Here is a 21,433-nt window from a genome sequence, read left to right as displayed (position 1 = left end):
ACGTCGCCCTCCTAACAGGCCGGATGTTACCAGCTTTTCGGACGTCCGAACGGTAAAATCGGCTGCTCCTCCGTGCCTTCTCGCCTCCCGACGCGCGATCTTCCGTCGCATGAGGGCCAGGCCGCCTAAACCTCCGTATGATTCGCTCAACCGAAGGGAAAGTTTGGAATCAACCTCCGTTCAATGGCCCATTCCTTTTCGATGATTACGCTGACTGGCGAACCGGATGGCGGCGGAACGCCGGTATTGCCATGCGGGAAAGTGTTACGGAAACCCATCGATCTGACGTCTTGGCGGTCGCAACCGTCGCTGTTGTCAACCCGCTCGTTCAGGGGATTGCCGACTGAACTCTGGGGACTGATATGCCGAAAGCGCGCCTGCATCTGATCCGTTGTTCGGGCGACATCGTACCCGAAGCAAAGCAGCGGAGATCCAACCGCAGCTTCCGACCTTCCGTGATTGATGGTGGCAAGCGGGCAATCGCCGCGCCGGCAGGGAACCCGTGGCAAGGTTTGCTCGAACTGTTCGATCTCGGTGTTCTGGTTTCCCAGACAAATTATCTCGCCTTCGTGGCAGCGAGCTTGGCGGCACTCGAGGCGGCCACACCGCGCCTTCAGTAGCGTGCGCGCCGCGCCGGTCGGCAAGGCGCTGCTGATGCGGCTGTTCACGCCGTGGCTTCGCGACGTTGTCCTCGCGCGACGGGCAAATCAATTCGGATATTCCGAAATTGTGTCAAGCCCGGAATCCAAAAATATTCCGCTTAACAGGTCACCCAAATCAGTCGCATAACTCCGCTCGTCTCACGGCAAGATGAGGGGCGTTGGCCATCGTCACGAACGCGCGGTGAGATGCGATGGACGCTGATGTCACGACGACGTACGTGACGTGAAGCGTACGGCGAAGTCGTGTGGTTCGGACGCCGCGGTGCTGGCGTTAAGTTGGCGGGAAGTGTCCCACCGATGACGGAGGCAAAAGAGCCGTTCTCCGGGAAGAGCACGAAGTAAGCCGTAAAGCCATTGCTCAGGGAAGGCCGGAGTGTTTCCGCTGTACCTGTATGCTCGTGTGCGTTTTCCTTTATGCGCAACGGCACACGAGACCTCGGGTGCAGCCAGCACCCGGTCTTCCCTGCGCCCTCCGATTGGAGAGGGCGGGATGTTTACAGCAAACCTCGGACAGCTCATGTCGCGAGAACGTTACCTCACATTCAGTTGTCGTTCCCCGCCTTGTGCGCAATTGCGCACTGGGGCGGGTGACTCAGTATTCCAGAGACGTCAGTGATTGAACCGATAGGTCGCGGCGTACTGGATCGCCGCCTTCGCGGGGATGACGGCGGAGTATTGCGTCGCTATCTCCGCGTCATTGCGAGCGGAGCGAAGCAATCCATCTATCCCCGGGTTGAGGTATGGATTGCTTCGCTTCGCTCGCAATGACGGAGACAGCAATCACGCCGCCGGCTTGGCGACGTTGTCCTCGCTGGCGAGCAGGTGAATCAGTGCGCTCTTGATTGCGGCCTGGCGGGTTGGCGCGGTGATCTGGGCGCCGAGCAGATCGGTGACGTAGAACACGTCGCGGGCGCGTTCGCCGAAGGTCGCGACATGGGCGGAGGCGATGTTGAGGTTGAGCTTCGAGATCGCTGTCGTGAGCTGGTACAAGAGCCCGGGGCGGTCGAGGCCGGAGACCTCGATCACGGTGTAGCGGTCCGACCACTGATTGTTGATAGTGACCTCGGGCTCGACCACGAAGGCGCGCACCTTGCCGCGATTGGCGGCCTTGCGCGCCACCACCTCGGGCAGCCGCAATTTGCCTTCGAGCACGTGCTCGATCATCTCGCCGATGCGGGTGGCGCGCCGTCCCTCGTCCTCGTCGCGATCGTATTCCCTCGATATCGCGATGGTGTCGAGCGCGCGGCCGTCGGTCGTGGTGTAGATCTGGGCGTCGACGATGTTGGCGCCGGCGGAGGCGCAGGCGCCGGCGATGATCGACAGCAGCCACGGATGGTCGGTCGCCAGTATCGTCAGCTCGGTGACGCCGCGCGCCTCGTCGAAACCGACATTGATCGCGAGCTGATGTCCGGCCTGTTCGCTGGCGCGAATGAAGCGCGCCTGGCGGATTTTTCGCTGCAGGTCGACCTTGAGCCAGTAGGCCGGATAATGCCGGGCGATATAGGCGTTGAGTTCCGCGTCCGGCCATTCGGTGAAGGCAGCGCGGAATTCGGACTGCGCCACCGCGATGCGCTGCGCACGGTTCACTTCCGAGAAGCCGCCGGTCAGGACCGGCTCGGTTTCGTAATACAGCGTGCGCAAGAGCTGCGCCTTCCAGCCGTTCCACACGCCGGGGCCGACGCCCCTGATGTCGGCGGTGGTCAGGATGGTCAGGAGCTTCATCTGTTCGACGGATTGCACGACGGCGGCAAAATTCTCGATCGTCTTGCGGTCGGAGAGATCGCGCGACTGCGCCACCGTCGACATCGTCAGATGCTCTTCGATCAGCCAGGCCACGAGCTCGGTGTCGGCGGCGGAAAAGCCGAGCCGCGGGCACAATCGCCGCGCCACCCTGGCGCCCGCGATCGAGTGATCCTCCGGGCGTCCCTTGGCGACGTCGTGCAGCAGCGTCGCGATATAGATCACCGCGCGATGCTCGGGCTGGATCTTGCGGAACAGGTCGCTCGCGACCGTGAATTCGTCATTGCCGCCGCGCTCGATCTCCTGCAGGAAGCCGATGCAGCGGATCAGATGCTCGTCCACCGTATAATGGTGGTACATGTTGAACTGCATCATCGACACGATCTTGCCGAAGGCGCGGATGAAGTGACCGAGCACGCCGGTCTCGTTCATCCGCCGCAGCACGGTCTCGGCGTCGTTCGAAGTCAGGATCTCCATGAACAGCCGGTTGGCTTCCGGGCTCTCCCGAAGCTGGGTGTTCACCAGTTTCAGCGAGCGCGTCACCGTCCGCATCGCGTCGGGGTGGAAGGCGAGATTGTTCTTCTGCGCCAGATGGAAGATGCGGATCAGGTTGACCGGATCATGCTTGAAGACGTCGGGCGCGGCGAGGTTGATACGGTTGTTGTCGATGATGAAGTCATCGCTGTCGGGCACCCGCCGCCGCTTGGCGCCCGGCCGCAGCCGCGCCACCATGCGGCTCAGCACCGGCGCGGGCTTGGCCTGTTCGTCCTCCAGCTTGGCGCAGAGGATCGCAGTGAGGTCGCCGACGTCTTTAGCCACCAGGAAGTAGTGCTTCATGAAGCGTTCGACATCCTGCATGCCGGGATGCGAGGTATAGCCGAGGCGGACCGCGATCTCGCGCTGCATGTCGAACGACAGCCGCTCCTCGGCGCGCCCCGAGACGAAATGCAGGTTGCAGCGGACCGACCACAGGAAGTCGGCGCAGCGGCGGAAGGTGCGGTATTCCTGCGCGTCGAACACGCCGTGCTCGACCAACTCGCCGGTCTCGCGCACGCGGTAGACGTATTTGGCGATCCAGAACAACGTGTGCAGGTCGCGCAAGCCGCCCTTGCCGTCCTTGACGTTGGGCTCGACCAGATAGCGCGACTGTCCGGCGCGGCGATGCCGCTCCTCGCGCTCGGCGAGTTTGGCGGTGACGAATTCCGAAGCGGTGCCTTGCACGACGTCCTTGTCGAACCGCGCCACCAGCTCGTCATACAGCGGCTGGTCTCCGGTCAGAAAGCGCGTCTCGAGGATCGCGGTGCGGATCGTCATGTCGCCGCGTGCCTGGCGGATACATTCGTCGACCGAGCGCGTGGCGTGGCCGACCTTCAGCCCCATGTCCCACAGGCAATAGAGAATGGCTTCGGCGACCTGCTCGCCCCAGGCGGTCTGCTTGTAGGGTAGGATGAACAACAGATCGATGTCGGATTCCGGCGCCATCAGGCCGCGGCCGTAGCCGCCGGTGGCGACGACAGCCATGCGCTCGGCGCCGGAGGGCACGTGCGAACGATAGAGATGCCGTGTCGCGGCCGAATAGAGGATGCGGATGATTTCATCCTGCATGAAGCACAGCCGCTCGGCGCAGCGGCGGCCGTGGCGGTCCTTCAGCAATATGGCCTGCGCGGTGGCGCGCGCCGCGATCATCTCGGCTTTCAGGAGTTGCGCCAGCGCCGAGCGAAACACGTCCTCGCGGCCGGCATGCTTTTCGGCGAGGGCATCGACCGCCGCGGTGATCCGCGCGGTATCGAAACGATCATCCTCCCCCGAGGGGGTCTCAATCACGATGCTATCCATGGCTACCCGATAACGGACGGCACAAAGGCTGTCACGGAGGATTGTAAGGCAACAGCAGATCTATGCTCGATTCTGATGCGTTGGGGCAAAGCCGTGCTCGCACAGGCGCATTGGCGGCATGTATTTTCTCGTTGCGTAGCGGTATAACATATTGAGAATAATGGTGTTTTCTACAGCATCATAGGGGCGACAATGTCCAGGATTTCACGGCGCGCACTGGCGGCAATCATCGCGGTATCGACCTTGCTGCCCGGGGCGGCGTTTGCTGCCGACGCGCTCAAGGAGATACGCATCGACTGGGCGACCTACAATCCGGTGTCGATGGTCCTCAAGCAAAAGGGATTGCTGGAAAAGGAATTCGCCAAGGACGGCATCACCATCGTCTGGGTGCAGTCGGCCGGTTCCAACAAGGCGCTCGAATTCCTCAACGCCGGCTCGATCGATTTCGGCTCGACCGCCGGCTCTGCTGCGCTGGTCGCCAAGATCAACGGCAACCCGATCAAGTCGGTCTATGTCTATTCGCGCCCCGAATGGACCGCGCTGGTGACAGGCAAGGATTCCAAGATCGCCTCCGTCGCGGACCTCAAGGGCAAGCGCGTCGCGGTGACGCGCGGCACCGATCCGCACATCTTCCTGGTGCGCGCGCTGCTCGGCGCCGGCCTGACCGACAAGGACATCACCCCGGTGCTGCTACAGCACGCCGACGGCAAGAGCGCGCTGATCCGCGGCGACGTCGATGCTTGGGCCGGCCTCGACCCAATGATGGCGCAGGCCGAAGTCGAGGAGGGCGCAAAGCTGTTCTTCCGCAAGGCGGACGCCAACACCTGGGGCATCCTCAATGTGCGCGAGCAGTTCTTGAAGGATCATCCGGACGCCGTTCGCCGCGTGCTCGCGGTGTACGAGGAAGCGCGCAAATATTCGCTGGCCAATTACGACGATCTGAAGAAGACCTTCATCGGCGTGACCAAGCTGCCGGAAGCGGTTGTCGACAAGCAGCTCAAGGAGCGCACCGAACTGACCCACAGCCGCATCGGTACTCCCCAGCGCGAATCCATCCTAGCCGCGGGCCTGGCGCTGCAGCAGGCCGGCGTCGTCGACGCCAAGGTCGACGTCAAGGCGACGCTGGATGCACTGATCGACGACCAGGTCCCGCTCCCGACGAATTGAGTTTCTCACCCTCCCCTGGAGGGGGAGGGTCGACGCTCATGAAATGAGCGGCGGGGCGGGGTGACGGTCTCTCCACTCGAACAGTGCCGATGTGGAGAGATCACCCCACCCCGTTTCGCATTCCGCTTCGCTCCATGCGAACCGACCCTCCCCCTCCAGGAGAGGGTAAGCCCACCTTGCAATCCCGCGCGAGAAGCGTCTTGCTATGACCATGACCGTCGAAATCCCAGCGCTGGAACGCCGCGACATCGTGACGGCGCAGTCGCCTTCACGTCTGCGCCGTTATGCGCGGCCGGCGCTCGGACTGTTGCTGCCGGTCGGACTCGCGGTCATCTGGGAAATCTGGGTCTGGCTCGGCTATTCCAACGGCCGGCTGGTGCCGCCGCCGACCAAGATTTTCGCCACGGTGGTGGAACTGGCGAAGAGCGGCGAGCTGACGCGCCATATCACGGCCACCGTGACACGCGTGGCGGCTGGCTTCGGCTTCGGCGTCATCGCCGGAACCATCCTCGGCGCGATCTCGGGCTATTGGGGCCTGGCGCGGCAATTGCTCGATCCGACCGTGCAGGCGCTGCGCGCGATTCCCTCGATCGCCTGGGTGCCGCTGTTCATCCTGTGGCTCGGCATTTTCGAGACCTCCAAGATCGCGCTGATCGCCGTCGGCGTGTTTTTCCCGGTCTATCTCGGCGTGATGGGTGCGATCCTTTCGGTCGATCGCAAGATCGTCGAAGTCGGCCGCATCTTCCGCCTGAGTGGCCCGGCGATGATCCGCCGCATCCTGCTGCCGGCGGTGCTGCCGGCCTACATCGTCGCGCTGCGCGTCGGACTTGGCCTGGGATGGATGTTCGTCGTCGCCGCCGAATTCATGGGCGCCTCCGAAGGGCTCGGCTATCTTCTGATCGACGGCCAGCAGCTCGGCAAGCCGGCGCAGATCGTGGCGGCGATTGTGATCTTTGCGATCCTCGGCAAGACCACCGACTGGCTGATCGAAATCGCCACCGCGCCATTATTGCGCTGGCAGGATGCGTTCGGCCGCCAAAGCGGAGCGGCCTGATGCTCGCGCTCGACCGGGTCGGCAAAACCTATCCTAACGGCGTCCACGCGCTGGAGCGCTTCTCCGCCAGGATCAAGCCCGGCGAGATTGTCGCCATCATCGGCGGCTCCGGCTGTGGAAAATCGACGCTGCTGCGGGCCATCGCCGGCCTCGACCGTGCGACCATGGGCACGGTGACGCTGGACGACGCGGCAATCACGGCGCCGCATGCAAAAATCGGAATCATCTTCCAGGAGCCGCGATTGCTGCCCTGGCTCAGCGTCGCCGACAATATCGGCTTCGGGCTCTCGGAGCTGCCGGCCGATGTCAGGCGCGAAAAGGTAGGCGGCGCGCTGGAGCGGGTTGGCCTTGCCGACAAGGCGAAAGCCTGGCCGCGCGAACTCTCCGGCGGGCAGGCGCAGCGGGTGGCGATTGCGCGCGCGCTGGTGCCGCAGCCGGAAGTGCTGCTGCTCGACGAGCCGTTCTCTGCGCTCGACGCCTTCACGCGGCGCGACCTGCAGGACCATCTGCTCGATCTCTGGAACGACACGCGGCCGACGCTCGTCCTGGTGACGCATGACGTCGACGAGGCCGTGGTGCTGGCGGATCGCGTGCTGGTGATGCGGCCGCGGCCGGGGCGGCTGTTCGAGGTGATCAATATCAATTTGGCGCGGCCGCGCGACCGCACTTCGCCCTTGTTCGAGAACTTCAAGCGCCACGTGCTGACCGCGCTCGATCGCTCGCTCGACCGCAACATACCGGACGCCGATCCAAAATCGATGGCCGGCGAAGCGATGTGGTGGTGACAGCGGCGCGATTTCGCTCTAAATCCGGCGTGCCAAAATAAAATCCGGGAGACGAAGATGGACGCCGCCGAACTCCGCGCGATGCAGGCCCCGATCAAGGAACGCTACAAGTCCGATCCCTCCGCCGCCGTCATCACCCTCAAGGCCAAAGGCTCGATCGACAATGAAGGCATCGCCTGCAAGGTGGAGACCGGCCGCGCGCTGGCGGTCGCCGGGCTCCATCCCGCCACCGGCGGCTCGGGGCTAGAACTCTGCTCCGGCGACATGCTGCTGGAAGCGCTGGTGGCCTGCGCTGGCGTCACGCTGAAGTCGGTTGCCACCGCCGTCGAAGTGCCGCTGAAGAGCGGCATCGTCATCGCCGAAGGCGACCTCGATTTTCGCGGCACGCTCGGCGTCGACAAGGAGGCTCCCGTCGGCTTCGAAGAGATCCGCCTGCGTTTCGAGGTCGGAACCGACGCGCCGCAGGACAAGCTCGATTTGCTGCTCAAGCTCACCGAGCGCTACTGCGTGGTCTATCAGACCATCAGGAACGGCCCAAAAATCTCGGTGTCGATGAAGCGGGTGTGATCGCTTGCTTTCATCCTCCCCTGAAGGGGGAGGGTCGGCTCGCATGAGCGGAGCGAAATGCGAGACGGGGTGGGGTGATCTCTCCACTCGGGCACTGTTGGAGGTGGAGAGACCGTCACCCCACCCCGCCGCTCCTTCCAGTCGCGTCGACCCTCCCCCTCCAGGGGAGGGTATAAGGCTATCATGTCCCCCGAACTCACCTTCATCCTCACGCTCGGCCTGCGCATGGCGATCACCGCGGCGTTCGTGGTGACGGCGTCGATCGTCACCGAACGCTCGGGCCCGGTGATCGGCGCCCTGATCGCGACGCTGCCGATCTCGGCGGGGCCATCCTACGTGTTCCTCGCGCTCGATCACGACGCGGCCTTCATCGCCGAGGGCGCGCTGGCGAGTCTCCCGATCAATGCCGCAACGATTTTCCTCGGCCTGACCTACGTCGTGCTGGCGCAGCGCCATGGCGCGCTGCTCAGTTGCCTCGCGGCCGTCGCGGTATGGCTCGTGCTCGCGACGGTCATCCGCTCGGTGCAATGGTCGCTAATCAGTGGCCTTATCGTGAACGCGATTGCGTTCGCCATCTGCGTCCCGCTGCTCGCCCGCTATCGCCACGCCAAAATGCCGCCGATCAGGCGCCGCTGGTACGACATCCCGCTGCGCGCCTCGCTGGTCGCCACACTGGTGGCGACCGTGGTCACCACGTCGAGTTGGGTCGGCCCCAAGGTCAGCGGCATCATCGCGTTGTTCCCGATCGTGTTCACCTCGATGATGCTGATCCTGCATCCCCGCATCGGCGGCCCGCCGACAGCGGCCGTGCTCGCCAACAGCGCCTGGGGCCTGATCGGCCTCGGCATCGCCATCGCCGTGCTGCACGTCGCGGCGCTGCAGTTCGGATCGGCTATCGGGCTGAGCCTGGCGCTGGCGACGTGTGTGGGGTGGAATCTCGGCCTATGGTGGCTCGGGCGGAGGAAGGCATTGCGGACTTAATCGTGCTTCGCCTGTGAATTCGATGTCCGCGGATGTCTCAACAGGAAGTCTGCCCTCGATCGCACTAGGGGACTCTGATCCGTTGACAGATGGGCGATTAGCGATCCCTCGTCAGGTATCTCCGACCGCACGGCGATCATCGCGTCTGCGGCGGCCTTCCTCACGAAGGGTGACTTGTCGCGGATGCCTGTTTTGACGAAGTCGGCAGAAAGACGATCTCGCTGAATGGTTCGCGTGTGCAGCACCGGCGTACGTCGTCGCAAGCCGTATACCTTGTTGATCCACATCCATTCGAAGCCGACGGGCCAGGTCGCTTTGCCGGAAATCAGGCATTTATAGGCGGCGGCTCTGACTGATGGTTGCACGGCGGCCTTTGCCAGCCGCGGGAGGTGCTGATCCATGCCGGGAAATCGCAAGGCATGGCGAAGACAGGCTGCGAGAGGACCGGTTGACTGCTCCTGCAGGCGGGTTGCTAGGGCGGCAAGGACGTCATCGCGCGTAAACACTAAGTCGAGGATATTTCCCTCGTCACGCCACCGGCCCCAGACAAAGCGCCGCTCGAGCAGGTATACGGCCGCATCGCCCGCAACGGCTGCTGCGATATCAGGCGCAACATGCTTGACGCATCGCTTCGCGGCCTGGCGAACCGGTTCAGCCCAGTCATTCAGTCGCCACGCCAAAGCCGCAAGGAAGAATGGCGAGGTCGGTGGTGTGGTTATGTGGTAGAGCGCCGCCTCCCTGAGGTAGCCGCTTGGGTGGAACAGGAACAGCCACGCGAGATCCGCATTTGCGGCGAGCAATTCTCGGTCAGATGGAAAGAGGACAGGAGATGGTTTCGGCCAAAGCCGGTCCCTGATCCGCTGGAAAGAGAGGCTTGCTCGGTAAGTTGGGATGACTTGCCGCGGCCGCCGTTCCGGCTGCCACCAGCCGAGACCTGCGTGGGTCGCGATTTCCCCGCTGGCCCGTACGACAAGATGCGCCGGCAGCGCAGCGAGTTCGGTAAGGATATCGTCCAATTCGCGCTTGGTCGCCGGCCGGGTGGCAAGAGCGGCAAGCTTGACCGAAAGCGATGGCGAGAGAATGGGCCGGGCAGGTGATGACATACCCCAGCTTGGCAGCATTCTCTAGTTGTTGGAAGCCGCGCTAGCCTACTTCGTCAATTTCGCCTTCAGCGCATAGAGCGCCTCCAGCGCCTCGCGCGGTGACATCTCGTCGGGATGCAGCGCCTTCACGGCTTCCATCAATAGCTCCGCCTCGCTCGGCGGCGCGGCTTCGGCGGCGGCGCGGGAGGGGACGGCGAACAGCGGCAGATCGTCGGCGAGTGCACGCGCGGTCTGCCCGCGGTCCTGGGCCTCGAGCTTCGCCAGCACCGATTTGGCCCGGGCGATCACGGCAGGCGGAAGGCCAGCGAGTTTCGCGACCTGAATGCCGTAGGAGCGGTCGGCCGAGCCGGGCAGCACTTCATGCAGGAACACGACGTCGCCCTGCCACTCCTTGACGCGCACGGTGGCGTTGAACATCCGCGGCAGTTTGGCGGAGAGCGCCGTCAGCTCATGATAATGCGTGGCGAACAGCGCGCGGCAGCGGTTGGCTTCATGCAGATGCTCGATGGCTGCCCAGGCGATCGACAGGCCGTCAAAGGTTGCGGTGCCGCGGCCGATTTCGTCGAGAATGACAAGCGAGCGTTCGCTGGCCTGGTTCAGGATGACGGCAGTCTCGACCATCTCGACCATGAAGGTGGAGCGGCCGCGCGCGAGATCATCGGCCGCGCCGACGCGCGAGAACAGGCGATCGACGACGCCGATCCGCGCGCGCGACGCCGGCACGTAGGAGCCGATCTGGGCCATCAGCGCGATCAAGGCGTTCTGGCGCAGGAAGGTCGATTTACCCGCCATATTGGGACCTGTGATCAACCAGATCTGGCCGGATTTTTGCGTGGGCCCAGGCGAGAGGTCGCAGGCATTGGCGATGAACGTCTGGCCATCGCGTTTCAGCGCCTGCTCGACCACCGGATGCCGGCCGCCTTCAACGGCGAAACCCAGTGAGCCATCGACCTCGGGCCGCACGTAATTGTCGTCGACGGCGAGCTTCGCCAGCGCGGTCGCAACGTCGAGCAACGCGAACGCGTGCGCCGCGGCGCGCAAATCGTCGCTGGCGGCGAGCGCCATGGCACAGAGCCGCTCGAATATTTCCAGCTCCAGATTGAGTGCGCGGTCGCCGGCATTGGCGATCTTGGCCTCGATCTCGCCGAGTTCGGACGTGGTGAAGCGAACTTGCCCCGCCAGCGTCTGGCGATGGATGAAGGTTGCGTTGAGCGGCGGCGCCATCAGCTTGTCGCCGTGCTGGGCGGTGACCTCGATGAAATAGCCGAGCACGTTGTTGTGGCGGATCTTGAGCGCCTTGATGCCGGTGTCCTCGGCGTAGCGCGCCTGCATCGCGGCGACGACAAGACGCGAAGCGTCGCGCAGATTGCGGCTCTCGTCGAGCGCGGGCTCATAGTTCTCGCGGATGAAGCCGCCGTCGCGCTTGATCAGCGGCAGTTGTTCGGCGAGTGCGCGCTCGAACTCGCGTGCAAGATCGCGCGAAGGACGGCGCAAGGCTTCCATCCCGGTAATGATTTCAGATGGCGGCGCTTCGAGCTGCGCAAGCCGCGCCAGCGCCTGGTCTGCGGCGAGGATGCCGTCGCGCAGGCCTGCAAGGTCGCGCGGGCCGCCGCGCCCAACCGACAGCCGTGCCAGTGCACGCGACATATCTGGGGCGGCGCGCAGCACGGTGCGGATATCATCGCGCGCCGCGCTATCGGCGACGAACGCCGCAATCGCATCCAGCCGCCGCGCGATTCCCGCGCTGTCGGTGAGTGGCGCCGCGAGCCGTTGCGCCAACAGCCGCGAACCGGCGGCCGTAACGGTGCAGTCGATCGCATCGAGCAGCGATCCGCGCCGTTCGCCGGCCAGCGCGCGAGTCAGTTCGAGGTTTGCGCGGGTGGCGGGATCGATCGCCATCGTGGTGCCGGCGGCCTCGCGTGAGGGCGGCGACAGCGGCGGGCGTTTGCCGACCTGGGTGCGGTCGATATAGGTGACGGCGGCGGCCGCCGCGGTCGCTTCGAGCCGTGACATCGCCGAGAGGCCGTCCATCGTCGCGACGGCGAAATAATCGCACAGCCGACGCTCGGCAGTGGCGCCGTCGAAAACGTCGCGGGTCAGCGGCGTCACCGACGGCAGTTCGCGCAGCAGCGGGCCGATGTCGGCATCGCCATAGAGAGCGTCGGTGACGATGGCCTCGTTCGGATTGATCCGCGCCAGCGTCGCCGCCAGTTCCGCGGTTAAGCATTCCGTGACCATGAACTCGGACGTGGAAATATCGATCCAGGCAAGCCCGATGCGGTCGCCGCCGGAGGAAGCGCGCGCACGAGCGATCGCCAGCAGATAATTGTTGGTGCGGGCGTCCAGCAGCGTGTCTTCGGTCAGCGTGCCCGGCGTCACCAGCCGGACCACGCCGCGGGCCACGACACTCTTGTTGCCACGGGCGCGCGCCGCGGCGGGATTCTCGGTCTGCTCGCACACGGCAACGCGATGGCCGGCATTGATCAGTCGATGCAGGTAATCCTCGGAGCGCTCCACCGGCACGCCGCACATCGGGATATCCGTGCCTTGGTGCTTGCCGCGTTTGGTCAGCACGATGCCGAGCGTTTTGGAGGCGATCTCGGCGTCCTCGAAGAACAGCTCGTAGAAATCGCCCATCCGGTAGAACAGCAGGAGCCCGGGGTGGGCAGCCTTGATTTCAAGGTATTGTTCCATCATCGGCGTGACGCGCGAAGATGCGTCAGTCGCCGGCGTGGCCTCGGGAGGAGCGGGGGCGGGGATGGATTGCTGGATCGTCATTGCGGGCGGCAAGCTACAAAATTTCGCCGTCCGGTCCTATTCCCTTACCCCCATTGTCAGAGTTTTCCACGCCCCACGCCGCATAATTGATCACGCCCGCATGCCGGGCATCCCGCCAGAGCACGACAGGAGCAGCATGCCTCAATTGACCTGCCGCGGGCACGCTCCTAAAACTCGCCAACAGTTCCGTAGGGCTCAACGCCTAAAGCACGGCATTCAGGGAGAGATTCTATGCGTGATGTATTCATTTGCGATGCCGTCCGGACCCCGATCGGCCGTTTCGGCGGCTCGCTCGCCAAGGTGCGCGCCGACGATCTGGCCGCGACCCCGATCAAGGCGTTGATGGCGAAGCATCCCAATCTCGACTGGTCGCAGGTCGATGAGGTGTTTTTCGGCTGCGCGAACCAGGCCGGTGAGGACAACCGTAACGTTGCAAGGATGGCGCTGTTGCTCGCGGGCATGCCGGAATCGGTTCCCGGCCAGACCCTCAATCGCCTCTGCGCATCGGGCCTCGACGCGGTCGGCGCCGCGGGCCGGGCGATTCGATCAGGCGAGATCGATTTCGCGATTGCCGGCGGCGTCGAATCCATGACCCGCGCCCCGTTCGTGATGGGCAAGGCGCCGGAAGCGTTCGCGCGCTCGGCCGACATCTATGACACCACCATCGGCTGGCGCTTCATCAACCCCTTGATGAAGGCGCAGTATGGCGTCGATGCGATGCCGGAGACCGGCGAGAACGTTGCCGAGGAATTCCAGGTCTCGCGCGCCGATCAGGACGCGATGGCGATCCGCTCGCAGCAGCGCGCGGGCGCGGCAATCGCGGCGGGCTATTTCGCCGAGGAAATCACCCCGATCCAGGTGCCCGGCGGCAAGGCCGGTCCCATCACCGTCGACAAGGACGAGCATCCGCGCCCTGAGACCACGCTCGAAGGTCTGGCCAAATTGAAGCCGATCGTGCGCAATCCCGGCACCGTGACCGCGGGCAACGCATCCGGCGTCAATGACGGCGCGGCGGCGATGATCCTCGCTTCCGAAGCTGCTGTGAAGAAGCACGGGCTGACGCCGCGGGCGCGCATCCTTGGGTTAGCCTCGGCCGCGGTGCCGCCGCGCATCATGGGCATCGGGCCGGTGCCGGCGACCAAGAAGCTGATGGAGCGGCTCGGCATCAAGATCTCCGACTTCGATTTGATCGAGCTCAATGAAGCCTTCGCCTCGCAGGGCATAGCCTGTCTGCGGCAACTCGGCGTCAAGGACGATGCCGACTTCGTCAATCCGCACGGCGGCGCGATCGCGCTCGGCCACCCGCTTGGCATGAGCGGCGCGCGGCTGGCGCTGACGGCAGTGCACGGCATGGAGAAGCGGGGCGGGAAGCTTGCCTTGGCAACCATGTGCGTCGGCGTCGGTCAGGGCGTTGCGGTCGCGATCGAAAAGATCAATTAAGACAACGATTTGGGAGGGCGAAAAATCGTCCTTTCCCAAATTAGTTATGTCATATAATGATCCCGGCGGCGCGGCTGACCGGCGCAACGCGAGGGAGGAATTCGTCATGACATTGGTCTATCCAGTGCAATCACTCGCGGCGCATCCGCCGCGGCTGTCTCCCGCCTACAAGAGCACGGTCAAGCGATCGCCCTCCAAGCCGTTGATTCCGATGCGGCACACGCTGTCGGAATTGACCGGGCCGGTCTACGGCCACGAGACCGTGCGCGCGAACGATCACGATCTCACCGTTCAGGGCAAGGGTGAGCCGCTCGGCGAGCGCATCATCGTGCACGGCCACGTGCTGGATGAAGACGGCCGCGGCGTGCCGAATACGCTGGTCGAACTCTGGCAGGCCAACGCCTGCGGCCGCTACGTCCACGTCGTCGATCAGCACCCGGCGCCGCTCGATCCGAATTTTACCGGCGCCGGCCGCACGCAGTCCGACGCGGAAGGTTATTACCGCTTCATCACCATCAAGCCCGGTGCCTATCCCTGGGGCAATCACCACAACGCCTGGCGTCCGGCGCACATCCACTTCTCGGTGTTCGGCCACTCCTTCGTCTCGCGGCTGGTGACGCAGATGTATTTCCCCGGCGATCCCCTGTTTCCGTTCGATCCGATCTTCAATTCGGTCACTGACGAAAAGGCGCGCAACCGGATGATCTCCGCGTTCGATCTGGAGAATACCAAGCCGGATTGGGCTCTGTGCTACCGATTCAACATTGTGCTGCGCGGGCGCAACGCCACGCCGATGGAGAACAAGTAAGTGTCCCAGACCAAGCCAGACGGGGTCACCCCGTCGCAGACCGTCGGTCCGTATTTCGCCTACGGCCTGACCTCGAACGGCAAGTACGACTGGAACGACGCCTTCAGCAACAACCTCGTCACGCCGGATACGTCGGGCGAACGCATTCGTGTCGAGGGGATGGTGTTCGACGGCGACGGCGTGCCGATTGTCGATTGCATGCTGGAGATTTGGCAGGCGGACGCGCAAGGGCGCTTGTCCGATCCGCAGGACAAGCGGGCACTGCCGAATTCCACCTTCAAGGGGTTTGGCCGCGTCGGCACCGATGCGAAGGGCGCTTACGCCTTCGACACCATCAAGCCGGGCGTCGTGCCCGATCCCGACGGTAAGCCGCAGGCGCCGCATATCGTGCTCGCGGTGTTTGCACGCGGCATGCTGCTGCATCTCTATTCGCGGATCTATTTCGACGGCGAAGCTGCCAACGCCGCCGATCCGGTGCTGGCGCTGGTGCCGGCCGACCGCCGCGCGACGCTGATCGCGACGCGGCAGCCGGGCAACGGCAACGCAGTGTATCGGTTCGACATCCATCTGCAGGGCGACAAAGAGACGGTGTTCTTCGACGTGTAGCCGCAATCGTATCGCGGACGAGGCTGAGCGACAGGCAAGACTTCGCACATGATGACGCTTCGCCAGGTCGAGGTGATTCGCGCCGTGATGGTCACCGGCACGATCGGCGGCGCGGCGAGGCTTTTGAACGTGTCGGCGCCCGGCATCAGCCGGCTGGTGAAATACACCGAGAAATCCCTGGGCGTGCGCTTCTTCCAGCGTCAGAACGGGCGCTACTTCCCGACGCCGGAAGCCCGCAACATTTTCGAGCAGATCAACGGCGTCTACGAGAAGATGGATGATCTCACCGAGATCATCTCCAAGATCGGACGCGGCGATCTGTCCGAACTGCGCATCGGCTCGGTGCCGAGCATCTCGCAGGTAATGGTGCCGCGCGCGATCGAGCGGGTTCGCCGCCGCTATCCGGAACTGCGGATCGACATCAACATCCTCAAGATCGAGGAAGCCGTCGACTATCTGTTGCTGGGCCGCGGCGATTGCGTCGCCATGAGCTACCGGCTCGAGCATCCCGGCCTCGATTTCCTGCCGCTGGCATCGGGTGAATTGTTCTGCATCGTGCCGGCGGGGCATGAACTGGCCGGTTGCAAGCAGGTCTCGGCCAAGGAGATCATCCGCTATCCGCTGATCGGCATCGACCCCAACGATCCCTATGGGCGGATCATGGCGGAGATCTTCGCGCGCAACAAACTCGACTACGACATCACCATCCGCGCGCGTTTCGGCACCACGGTGTGCGCACTGGTCAAGGCCGGCCTCGGCATTGCCGTGATCGACCAGTTCACCGTCGCCCATGGCGGCTATCCCGGCGTCGAACTGTTGAAGATCGTCGAGCCGACCCGATTTGACACCTACATCGCGGTGAAACGTGGTGCGCCGCTATCGCTGCACATCGAGCATTTCATCGAGTGCCTGCGCTCGGAAATGCGGGCAGTGGGGCCGGGCAAGCCGGCGCCGCGAAAGGCCGATACCAGGCCCCGCAAAAAATAACATTACGTTATCTATCCGGCATAAATGGGTAATTGTGTTAGGTCGGCAAAGCGCTATCGTTCGGCCGGATCGGGGCGTATCCCGGGTCGCCCGCCGCCGTTAATGCATTACGCCCGATGACGAGATCATGAGCCCTGCCGCCCGCCCCATCGCTCCGGCCGATCGCCGCTTCCTCACCGGCCTGATCGGCGCGCCGATCGCGCATTCGGCGTCGCCGGCAATGCATGAGCGGGCCGCCGAAGCGCTCGGCGCCCATTGCCACTACCAACTGATCGAAGTCGCAGGCGCCAGCCGCGAAGAGTTGAAGCTGCTGCTCGATGGCGTGCGGCGGCTGGGTTTTGCGGGCGTCAACGTCACCTTCCCCTACAAGGAAGCGGTGGTTTCCCTGCTCGATGAATTGTCGCCCGGCGCGCGTGCCGTCGGTGCAGTCAACACGGTCGTGGTCCAGGACGGCCGGCTGATCGGACACAACACCGACACGACGGGATTTGCCCGGGCGATCACCGAACTCGTCCGCGATCCCGCGCAGAGCCACGTTGCCGTGATCGGCGCAGGCGGCGTAGGCAAGGCGATCACCTTCGCGCTGGCGGAGATCGGCGTGAGCGAGATCCGGGTCTTCGATACCGACGCCGCCAAGGCCGCGCAACTTGCCGGCCAGATCGAGAAGCATGGCAGCGTGAAGGTTGCCGTCAGCGTCGAGGAAGCCATGCGCGGCGTCACCGGGGTCGTCAACGGCTCGCCGGTCGGCATGTTGCCGAACCGCGGCACGCCTGTGCCGGATTCACTGCTGCACAAGGACATGTGGGTAGCGGATGCAGTCTACACGCCGCTCTGGACGCCGCTGTTGAATGCCGCCAAGGCCAAGGGCGCCGAGGTCATGACGGGGCGAGAGCTCGCGATCTATCAGGCCGCGGACGCCTTCGAGCTGTTTACGGGGCTGAAGCCATCGGCCGTCGAGATGGGAAATGCATTCGACGCCGTGATGGCCAAACGCTACGCTAAAGTGAACGCAGCTTAACAACGCGGCCGGTCACAAGGTCGCGCATTGGATCAAAGAAGAGGGGATGGAAATGAGAACTGGATTTTTCGCAGGACTCCTGCTTGCGACCGTGTCGGCCGCAGCCGCATTCGCGCAAGGCGCACCGATCAAGCTCGCCAATGTCGCCGAACTGTCCGGCGGCGGCGCCACCGTCGGCAACAACTGGAAAAACGGCATCGACCTCGCGATCGAGGAAATCAATGCCAAGGGCGGCCTGCTCGGCCGCAAGCTCGAAGTCACGCATGCGGATTCGCAGTCGAACCCCGGCGTGGCGCGCGCGCAGGTGCAAAAGGCGCTCGACAATGAGCCCTACGTCCTGCTCGGGCCCGGCTATTCGGGCTCCGTCAAGGTCACCTCGCCGCTCGCCGCTGAAGCCGGTATCGCCCAGATCATGGGCGGCGAAGCTGCCGAACTGACGCAAGGCGGCAACAAGTTCCTGTTCCGCACCTCGTTCGGCCAGCAGTCCTCGATGCCGAAGGTCGTCAAATACATCAACGATGAGCTGAAGGCGAAGTCGGTCGCGGTCGTCTGGGTCAACAACGATTTTGGCAAGGGCGGCCGCGACGTCATCACCAAGGAATTCGCCAAGTACAACATCAAGGTCGCGGCTGACCTTTCCACGGAAGCGGGACAGGCCGACTTCGCCGCCGACGTCAGCAAGATCAAGGCCGCGGCGCCCGATGCCGTCTTCATCTACCTCAACGAGGAAGAAAGCGCGCGGATACTGAAGGAGCTGAAGCGCCAGGCGGTCACCGTGCCGCTGATGGGCGAGACCACGCTGGTCGGCCAGAAGGTTGTCGAACTCGCCGGCGATGCTGCCAACGGCGCGCGCGGCCATGTCGGCCTCACCACCGATGCGCCGGTCGAACTGGTCAAGGCCTTCAGGGAGAAGTTCGTCAAGAAGTACAATTACGTCCCCGATCATAACGGGCTGAAGGGCTATCTCGCGATCTACATGATCAAGGCGACCACCGATAAAATGGGCAAGGTCGATTCCAAGGCGTTCGCCGACACACTTCACGGCCTCACCATCAATGCCGCGAACGAGCCTGGCATCCTGATGGATGTGACCTTTGACGCGAAGGGCGACATCGACCGCCAGGGATTTTTGGTCGAGATCGTCGAGGGCAAGCAGGTCGTCAAGCAGGTGCTGCCGAAACTTAATTGAACCGCGCGGGCGCGTGCGATTGAGCGCGTGCGCCCCGCTCAGCATCACGAAATCATTGGCGCCGTCCGTGCGTGACGGCTGAGGGGAGAAGCATGTCGAATCTGCTCGATCTTCTCGTGGCAGGTCTTGCGACCGGGGCGATCTATGCCCTTGTCGCGGTCGGGTTCACGCTGCTGTGGCAGACGTCGCAGACCATCAATTTCGCGCAGGGCGAATTCGTGATGCTGCCGGCGTTCCTGATGCTGGCGGTGATGCATGCGGGCGCGCCGTTCTGGCTCGCCATAATTCTCGGCATCCTGCTGTCGCTGTTGCTGCTCGGCCTCGGTTTCAAGCTGCTGCTGGTCGATCCGATGCTCCGGCACGGCGTGCTGCCGCTTGCGATTGCGACCATGGCGCTGGCGATCGGCATGAAGGAAGCGGTGAAGCAGTTCTTCAGCGCCGAGGCCTCGCCATTCCCCTCCATCGTGCCGGCCGGTGACGTCTCGATCCTCGGCCGCGTGGTGTCGCTGCAGAGCTTAGGTGTGCTCGCGCTCGCGATTGCCGTGGTGATCGGCCTGACCATGCTGCTGAACCGCACGTCGATCGGTCACCAGATGCAGGCGACCGCGCAGAATCCGACGGTTGCCCGCATCATTGGCGTGCCCGTCGAACGCATGATCCTGCTGACCTTCCTGATCAACGCATTCCTGGTTGCGCTCGCCTCGCTGCTGATCACGCCGATCTATCTGGCGAAATTCTCCTCCGGCGAGGTGCTGGGGCAGGCGGCGTTCATCGCGGCGATCGTCGGCGGCTTCAACCAGGTGCGCGGCGCGATTGCCGGCGGGCTGCTGATCGGCGTCGTCGACAACCTGGCGGCGGCCTATGTGTCGACGCAGTATCGTGCCGCGGTGCCGCTGGTTCTTCTGATCGTCATCATCCTGTTCCGGCCGCAGGGCCTGCTCGGCCGGCCCGAGGAGCGCACGGTATGACCATCAACGGAAAATATCTGCGCATTGCTCTCGGCATCGCCGTTATCGCGGCGCTGATCATCGTGCCGATGAACTTCAACCGTTACGGCCTCTATATCCTGAGTCAGTGGGCGGTGATGACGATCGCCGCGATGGGGCTCAATCTGACACTCGGATATGCCGGCCAGGTCTCGCTGGCGCAGGGCGCGTTCGTCGGCATCGGCGCCTATGCGGCGGCGATCATGACCACACAGGGCATGCCGCTGATTGCGGCGCTCGGCGTCGCGATCGTGCTGTGCTTTGCGATCGGCTGGATTCTCGGCTATCCGGCGCTGCGTGTGCAGCATCACTACCTCGCCTTCGTGACGCTGGCCTTTTCGACGCTCGCGTTCCTGGTGTTCCGCAACGAGGACTGGCTCACCAAGGGCATCTACGGCATATCGAATATTCCGCGGCCGAACGTCCTGGGCTTCGCCACCAACCGGCCGCTGCCGTTCTATTACTTCTGCCTCGGCTCGCTCGGCGTCGTCTCGCTGGCGATGTGGTGGCTGATCCGCTCGCCCTGGGGCCGCGCCTTCGTGGCGCTGCGCGAAAACCCGGTGCGGGCGCTGTCGCTCGGCATCGACACAAGGCGCTATACGCTGATGGCGTTTGCGATCGGCTCTGCCCTTGGCGGTGTCGCCGGTACCCTTTATGCGCCGCTGACGCAATATATCGATCCGGTTCCGTTCAATCTCTCGCTCTCGCTCGATCTCTTGATGATGGTGATCGTTGGAGGCTCCGGCTTCTTCTTCGGACCGTTCCTCGGCGCCATGATCGCCGTGCTGCTGCCCGAATGGCTGCGCTTCACGCAGGGCTACTACCTGATGCTGTACGCGGTCGCCGTGATGCTGCTGCTGATCTATTCGCCGACCGGCATCCTCGGCATCCTCGACCGCTATCTGGCCGAGCGCCGCACCAAGACGGCGTCGGCGCTGCGCGCGGTTACCAAATCGAGACTGGAGACGGCGCCATGACCGCGGTCCTCGAAGTCAGCGATATCAAGAAAAGCTTTGGGGGCATCAAGGCCGTCGATGGCGTCAGCTTCGACGTGCAGGAGGGCGAGATCCTCGGGCTGATCGGGCCGAACGGCTGCGGCAAGTCTACGCTGTTCAACTGCATCCTCGGCCAGCTCGCGCCGACCGGTGGCGAGGTGAAGGTCGACGGCAAGGTCGTCACCGGGGTGCGGCCATCCGAACTGAATCGTCTCGGCGTCAGCCGCACCTTCCAGCTCCTGCAGGTGTTTCCGAAGCTGTCGGTGCGGGAGAATCTGATCCTCGCCGGGCAGGAGCATCAGGGCAACATGATGTCGCGGCTGTTCGGCCCGTCGGATGCCGGATTATCAGCGGCAGCCGACCAGATGATCGGCTTCTTCAAGCTGGATCATCTCGCGACCGAGGCCGCCGGCGGCCTGTCCTATGGCCAGCAAAAGCTGCTCGATGCCGCCATTGCGTTCATGGGCGGGCCGCGGCTGGTGTTGCTCGACGAACCCGCCGGCGGCGTCAACCTCACCATGCTCGGCGATCTCAAGGAGCGGCTGGCGGCGATCAACCGCGAGAAGCGCGCCACCTTCGTCGTCATCGAGCACAACATGGAATTCGTGATGTCGCTGTGCACGCGCGTGATGGTGATGGCGGAAGGCAAGCTATTGGCGATGGGCACGCCGGCTGAAGTGCGCGCCAATCCCGCCGTCATCGAAGCCTATCTCGGCCACTAGAGGGATCGA

At 64.0% G+C, this 21,433-nt stretch carries 18 protein-coding genes; 15 read left to right on the top strand and 3 right to left on the bottom strand.

Annotated features, from left to right (window positions below; all coding sequences use genetic code 11):
- The first annotated feature begins 362 nt into the window (after positions 1-362).
- A complete protein-coding gene (locus tag AC0QUY_RS24775; RefSeq protein WP_475388831.1) occupies positions 363-620 on the top strand; it encodes a hypothetical protein in 258 nt (85 codons plus the stop codon).
- An 822-nt stretch (positions 621-1,442) separates the two neighbouring features.
- On the opposite strand, the gene AC0QUY_RS24770 is transcribed toward AC0QUY_RS24775, so the two are convergent.
- Positions 1,443-4,238, bottom strand: a complete 2,796-nt coding sequence (locus AC0QUY_RS24770) for a [protein-PII] uridylyltransferase (protein ID WP_475388830.1) — start codon at positions 4,236-4,238, stop codon at positions 1,443-1,445.
- 192 nt (positions 4,239-4,430) lie between these two features.
- Between AC0QUY_RS24770 and AC0QUY_RS24765 the strand changes: the two genes are divergently transcribed.
- From AC0QUY_RS24765 to AC0QUY_RS24745, 5 genes are all read left to right on the top strand, one after another.
- Positions 4,431-5,405 carry an aliphatic sulfonate ABC transporter substrate-binding protein gene (locus tag AC0QUY_RS24765; protein ID WP_475388828.1) on the top strand — a complete coding sequence of 325 codons (975 nt, stop codon included), beginning with the start codon at positions 4,431-4,433 and terminating at the stop codon, positions 5,403-5,405.
- Between the two features lie 205 nt (positions 5,406-5,610).
- Positions 5,611-6,459: an ABC transporter permease gene (locus AC0QUY_RS24760; RefSeq protein ID WP_475388827.1), complete on the top strand. Its 849-nt coding sequence runs from the start codon at positions 5,611-5,613 to the stop codon at positions 6,457-6,459.
- Complete coding sequence (locus tag AC0QUY_RS24755; protein WP_475388826.1) at positions 6,459-7,244, top strand: ABC transporter ATP-binding protein; 786 nt, start codon at positions 6,459-6,461, stop codon at positions 7,242-7,244. Before AC0QUY_RS24760 ends, AC0QUY_RS24755 begins: the two co-directional genes overlap by 1 nt.
- A gap of 57 nt (positions 7,245-7,301) precedes the next feature.
- On the top strand, positions 7,302-7,811 hold the full coding sequence (locus AC0QUY_RS24750) for an OsmC family protein (RefSeq protein ID WP_161851218.1): 510 nt from the start codon (positions 7,302-7,304) through the stop codon (positions 7,809-7,811).
- A 183-nt stretch (positions 7,812-7,994) separates the two neighbouring features.
- Complete coding sequence (locus AC0QUY_RS24745) at positions 7,995-8,792, top strand: hypothetical protein (protein ID WP_475388825.1); 798 nt, start codon at positions 7,995-7,997, stop codon at positions 8,790-8,792.
- Here AC0QUY_RS24745 and AC0QUY_RS24740 read toward each other — a convergent pair.
- Both AC0QUY_RS24740 and mutS read right to left on the bottom strand, forming a co-directional pair.
- Positions 8,789-9,913 (bottom strand): hypothetical protein, encoded by a 1,125-nt coding sequence (locus AC0QUY_RS24740; RefSeq protein WP_475388824.1) that lies wholly within the window; start codon positions 9,911-9,913, stop codon positions 8,789-8,791. The genes AC0QUY_RS24745 and AC0QUY_RS24740 overlap by 4 nt on opposite strands.
- 27 nt (positions 9,914-9,940) lie before the next feature.
- A complete protein-coding gene (gene mutS, locus AC0QUY_RS24735) occupies positions 9,941-12,673 on the bottom strand; it encodes a DNA mismatch repair protein MutS (RefSeq protein WP_475388823.1) in 2,733 nt (910 codons plus the stop codon).
- A 231-nt stretch (positions 12,674-12,904) separates the two neighbouring features.
- Here mutS and pcaF point away from each other — a divergent pair, with 231 nt between their 5' ends.
- The 9 genes from pcaF to AC0QUY_RS24690 all read left to right on the top strand — a co-directional run bounded on the left by pcaF (position 12,905) and on the right by AC0QUY_RS24690 (position 21,424).
- On the top strand, positions 12,905-14,113 hold the full coding sequence (gene pcaF / locus AC0QUY_RS24730; RefSeq protein ID WP_161851222.1) for a 3-oxoadipyl-CoA thiolase: 1,209 nt from the start codon (positions 12,905-12,907) through the stop codon (positions 14,111-14,113).
- Between the two features lie 106 nt (positions 14,114-14,219).
- Positions 14,220-14,921 (top strand): protocatechuate 3,4-dioxygenase subunit beta, encoded by a 702-nt coding sequence (gene pcaH, locus AC0QUY_RS24725; protein WP_161851223.1) that lies wholly within the window; start codon positions 14,220-14,222, stop codon positions 14,919-14,921.
- Complete coding sequence (pcaG, locus tag AC0QUY_RS24720; protein WP_475388822.1) at positions 14,922-15,527, top strand: protocatechuate 3,4-dioxygenase subunit alpha; 606 nt, start codon at positions 14,922-14,924, stop codon at positions 15,525-15,527. It begins immediately after the preceding gene.
- Positions 15,528-15,575: 48 nt separating this feature from the next.
- Positions 15,576-16,514, top strand: a complete 939-nt coding sequence (locus AC0QUY_RS24715; RefSeq protein WP_475388821.1) for a LysR family transcriptional regulator — start codon at positions 15,576-15,578, stop codon at positions 16,512-16,514.
- 127 nt (positions 16,515-16,641) lie between these two features.
- Complete coding sequence (locus AC0QUY_RS24710; RefSeq protein ID WP_475388820.1) at positions 16,642-17,532, top strand: shikimate dehydrogenase; 891 nt, start codon at positions 16,642-16,644, stop codon at positions 17,530-17,532.
- A 52-nt stretch (positions 17,533-17,584) separates the two neighbouring features.
- Complete coding sequence (locus AC0QUY_RS24705; RefSeq protein ID WP_475388819.1) at positions 17,585-18,721, top strand: ABC transporter substrate-binding protein; 1,137 nt, start codon at positions 17,585-17,587, stop codon at positions 18,719-18,721.
- 92 nt (positions 18,722-18,813) lie between these two features.
- Positions 18,814-19,689 carry a branched-chain amino acid ABC transporter permease gene (locus tag AC0QUY_RS24700; protein ID WP_161851228.1) on the top strand — a complete coding sequence of 292 codons (876 nt, stop codon included), beginning with the start codon at positions 18,814-18,816 and terminating at the stop codon, positions 19,687-19,689.
- On the top strand, positions 19,686-20,684 hold the full coding sequence (locus AC0QUY_RS24695) for a branched-chain amino acid ABC transporter permease (RefSeq protein WP_475388818.1): 999 nt from the start codon (positions 19,686-19,688) through the stop codon (positions 20,682-20,684). Before AC0QUY_RS24700 ends, AC0QUY_RS24695 begins: the two co-directional genes overlap by 4 nt.
- Complete coding sequence (locus AC0QUY_RS24690) at positions 20,681-21,424, top strand: ABC transporter ATP-binding protein (RefSeq protein ID WP_475388817.1); 744 nt, start codon at positions 20,681-20,683, stop codon at positions 21,422-21,424. The genes AC0QUY_RS24695 and AC0QUY_RS24690 overlap by 4 nt, the downstream gene beginning before the upstream one ends.
- Positions 21,425-21,433 lie beyond the last annotated feature (9 nt).

This window comes from Bradyrhizobium sp. WYCCWR15520, assembly GCF_056174665.1.
The sequence above is the reverse complement of the archived record's forward strand: the minus strand, read 5'-3'. Positions and strand labels throughout refer to the sequence as shown.

Excerpts from the sequence above, each read along its gene's own strand:
- AC0QUY_RS24775 (WP_475388831.1), top strand. The coding sequence starts at position 363 with ATGCCGAAAGCGCGCCTGCATCTGATCCGTTGTTCGGGCGACATCGTA.
- AC0QUY_RS24770 (WP_475388830.1), bottom strand. The coding sequence starts at position 4,238 with ATGGATAGCATCGTGATTGAGACCCCCTCGGGGGAGGATGATCGTTTC.
- AC0QUY_RS24765 (WP_475388828.1), top strand. The coding sequence starts at position 4,431 with ATGTCCAGGATTTCACGGCGCGCACTGGCGGCAATCATCGCGGTATCG.
- AC0QUY_RS24760 (WP_475388827.1), top strand. The coding sequence starts at position 5,611 with ATGACCATGACCGTCGAAATCCCAGCGCTGGAACGCCGCGACATCGTG.
- AC0QUY_RS24755 (WP_475388826.1), top strand. The coding sequence starts at position 6,459 with ATGCTCGCGCTCGACCGGGTCGGCAAAACCTATCCTAACGGCGTCCAC.
- AC0QUY_RS24750 (WP_161851218.1), top strand. The coding sequence starts at position 7,302 with ATGGACGCCGCCGAACTCCGCGCGATGCAGGCCCCGATCAAGGAACGC.
- AC0QUY_RS24745 (WP_475388825.1), top strand. The coding sequence starts at position 7,995 with ATGTCCCCCGAACTCACCTTCATCCTCACGCTCGGCCTGCGCATGGCG.
- AC0QUY_RS24740 (WP_475388824.1), bottom strand. The coding sequence starts at position 9,913 with ATGCTGCCAAGCTGGGGTATGTCATCACCTGCCCGGCCCATTCTCTCG.
- mutS (WP_475388823.1), bottom strand. The coding sequence starts at position 12,673 with ATGACGATCCAGCAATCCATCCCCGCCCCCGCTCCTCCCGAGGCCACG.
- pcaF (WP_161851222.1), top strand. The coding sequence starts at position 12,905 with ATGCGTGATGTATTCATTTGCGATGCCGTCCGGACCCCGATCGGCCGT.
- pcaH (WP_161851223.1), top strand. The coding sequence starts at position 14,220 with ATGACATTGGTCTATCCAGTGCAATCACTCGCGGCGCATCCGCCGCGG.
- AC0QUY_RS24715 (WP_475388821.1), top strand. The coding sequence starts at position 15,576 with ATGATGACGCTTCGCCAGGTCGAGGTGATTCGCGCCGTGATGGTCACC.
- AC0QUY_RS24710 (WP_475388820.1), top strand. The coding sequence starts at position 16,642 with ATGAGCCCTGCCGCCCGCCCCATCGCTCCGGCCGATCGCCGCTTCCTC.
- AC0QUY_RS24705 (WP_475388819.1), top strand. The coding sequence starts at position 17,585 with ATGAGAACTGGATTTTTCGCAGGACTCCTGCTTGCGACCGTGTCGGCC.
- AC0QUY_RS24700 (WP_161851228.1), top strand. The coding sequence starts at position 18,814 with ATGTCGAATCTGCTCGATCTTCTCGTGGCAGGTCTTGCGACCGGGGCG.
- AC0QUY_RS24695 (WP_475388818.1), top strand. The coding sequence starts at position 19,686 with ATGACCATCAACGGAAAATATCTGCGCATTGCTCTCGGCATCGCCGTT.
- AC0QUY_RS24690 (WP_475388817.1), top strand. The coding sequence starts at position 20,681 with ATGACCGCGGTCCTCGAAGTCAGCGATATCAAGAAAAGCTTTGGGGGC.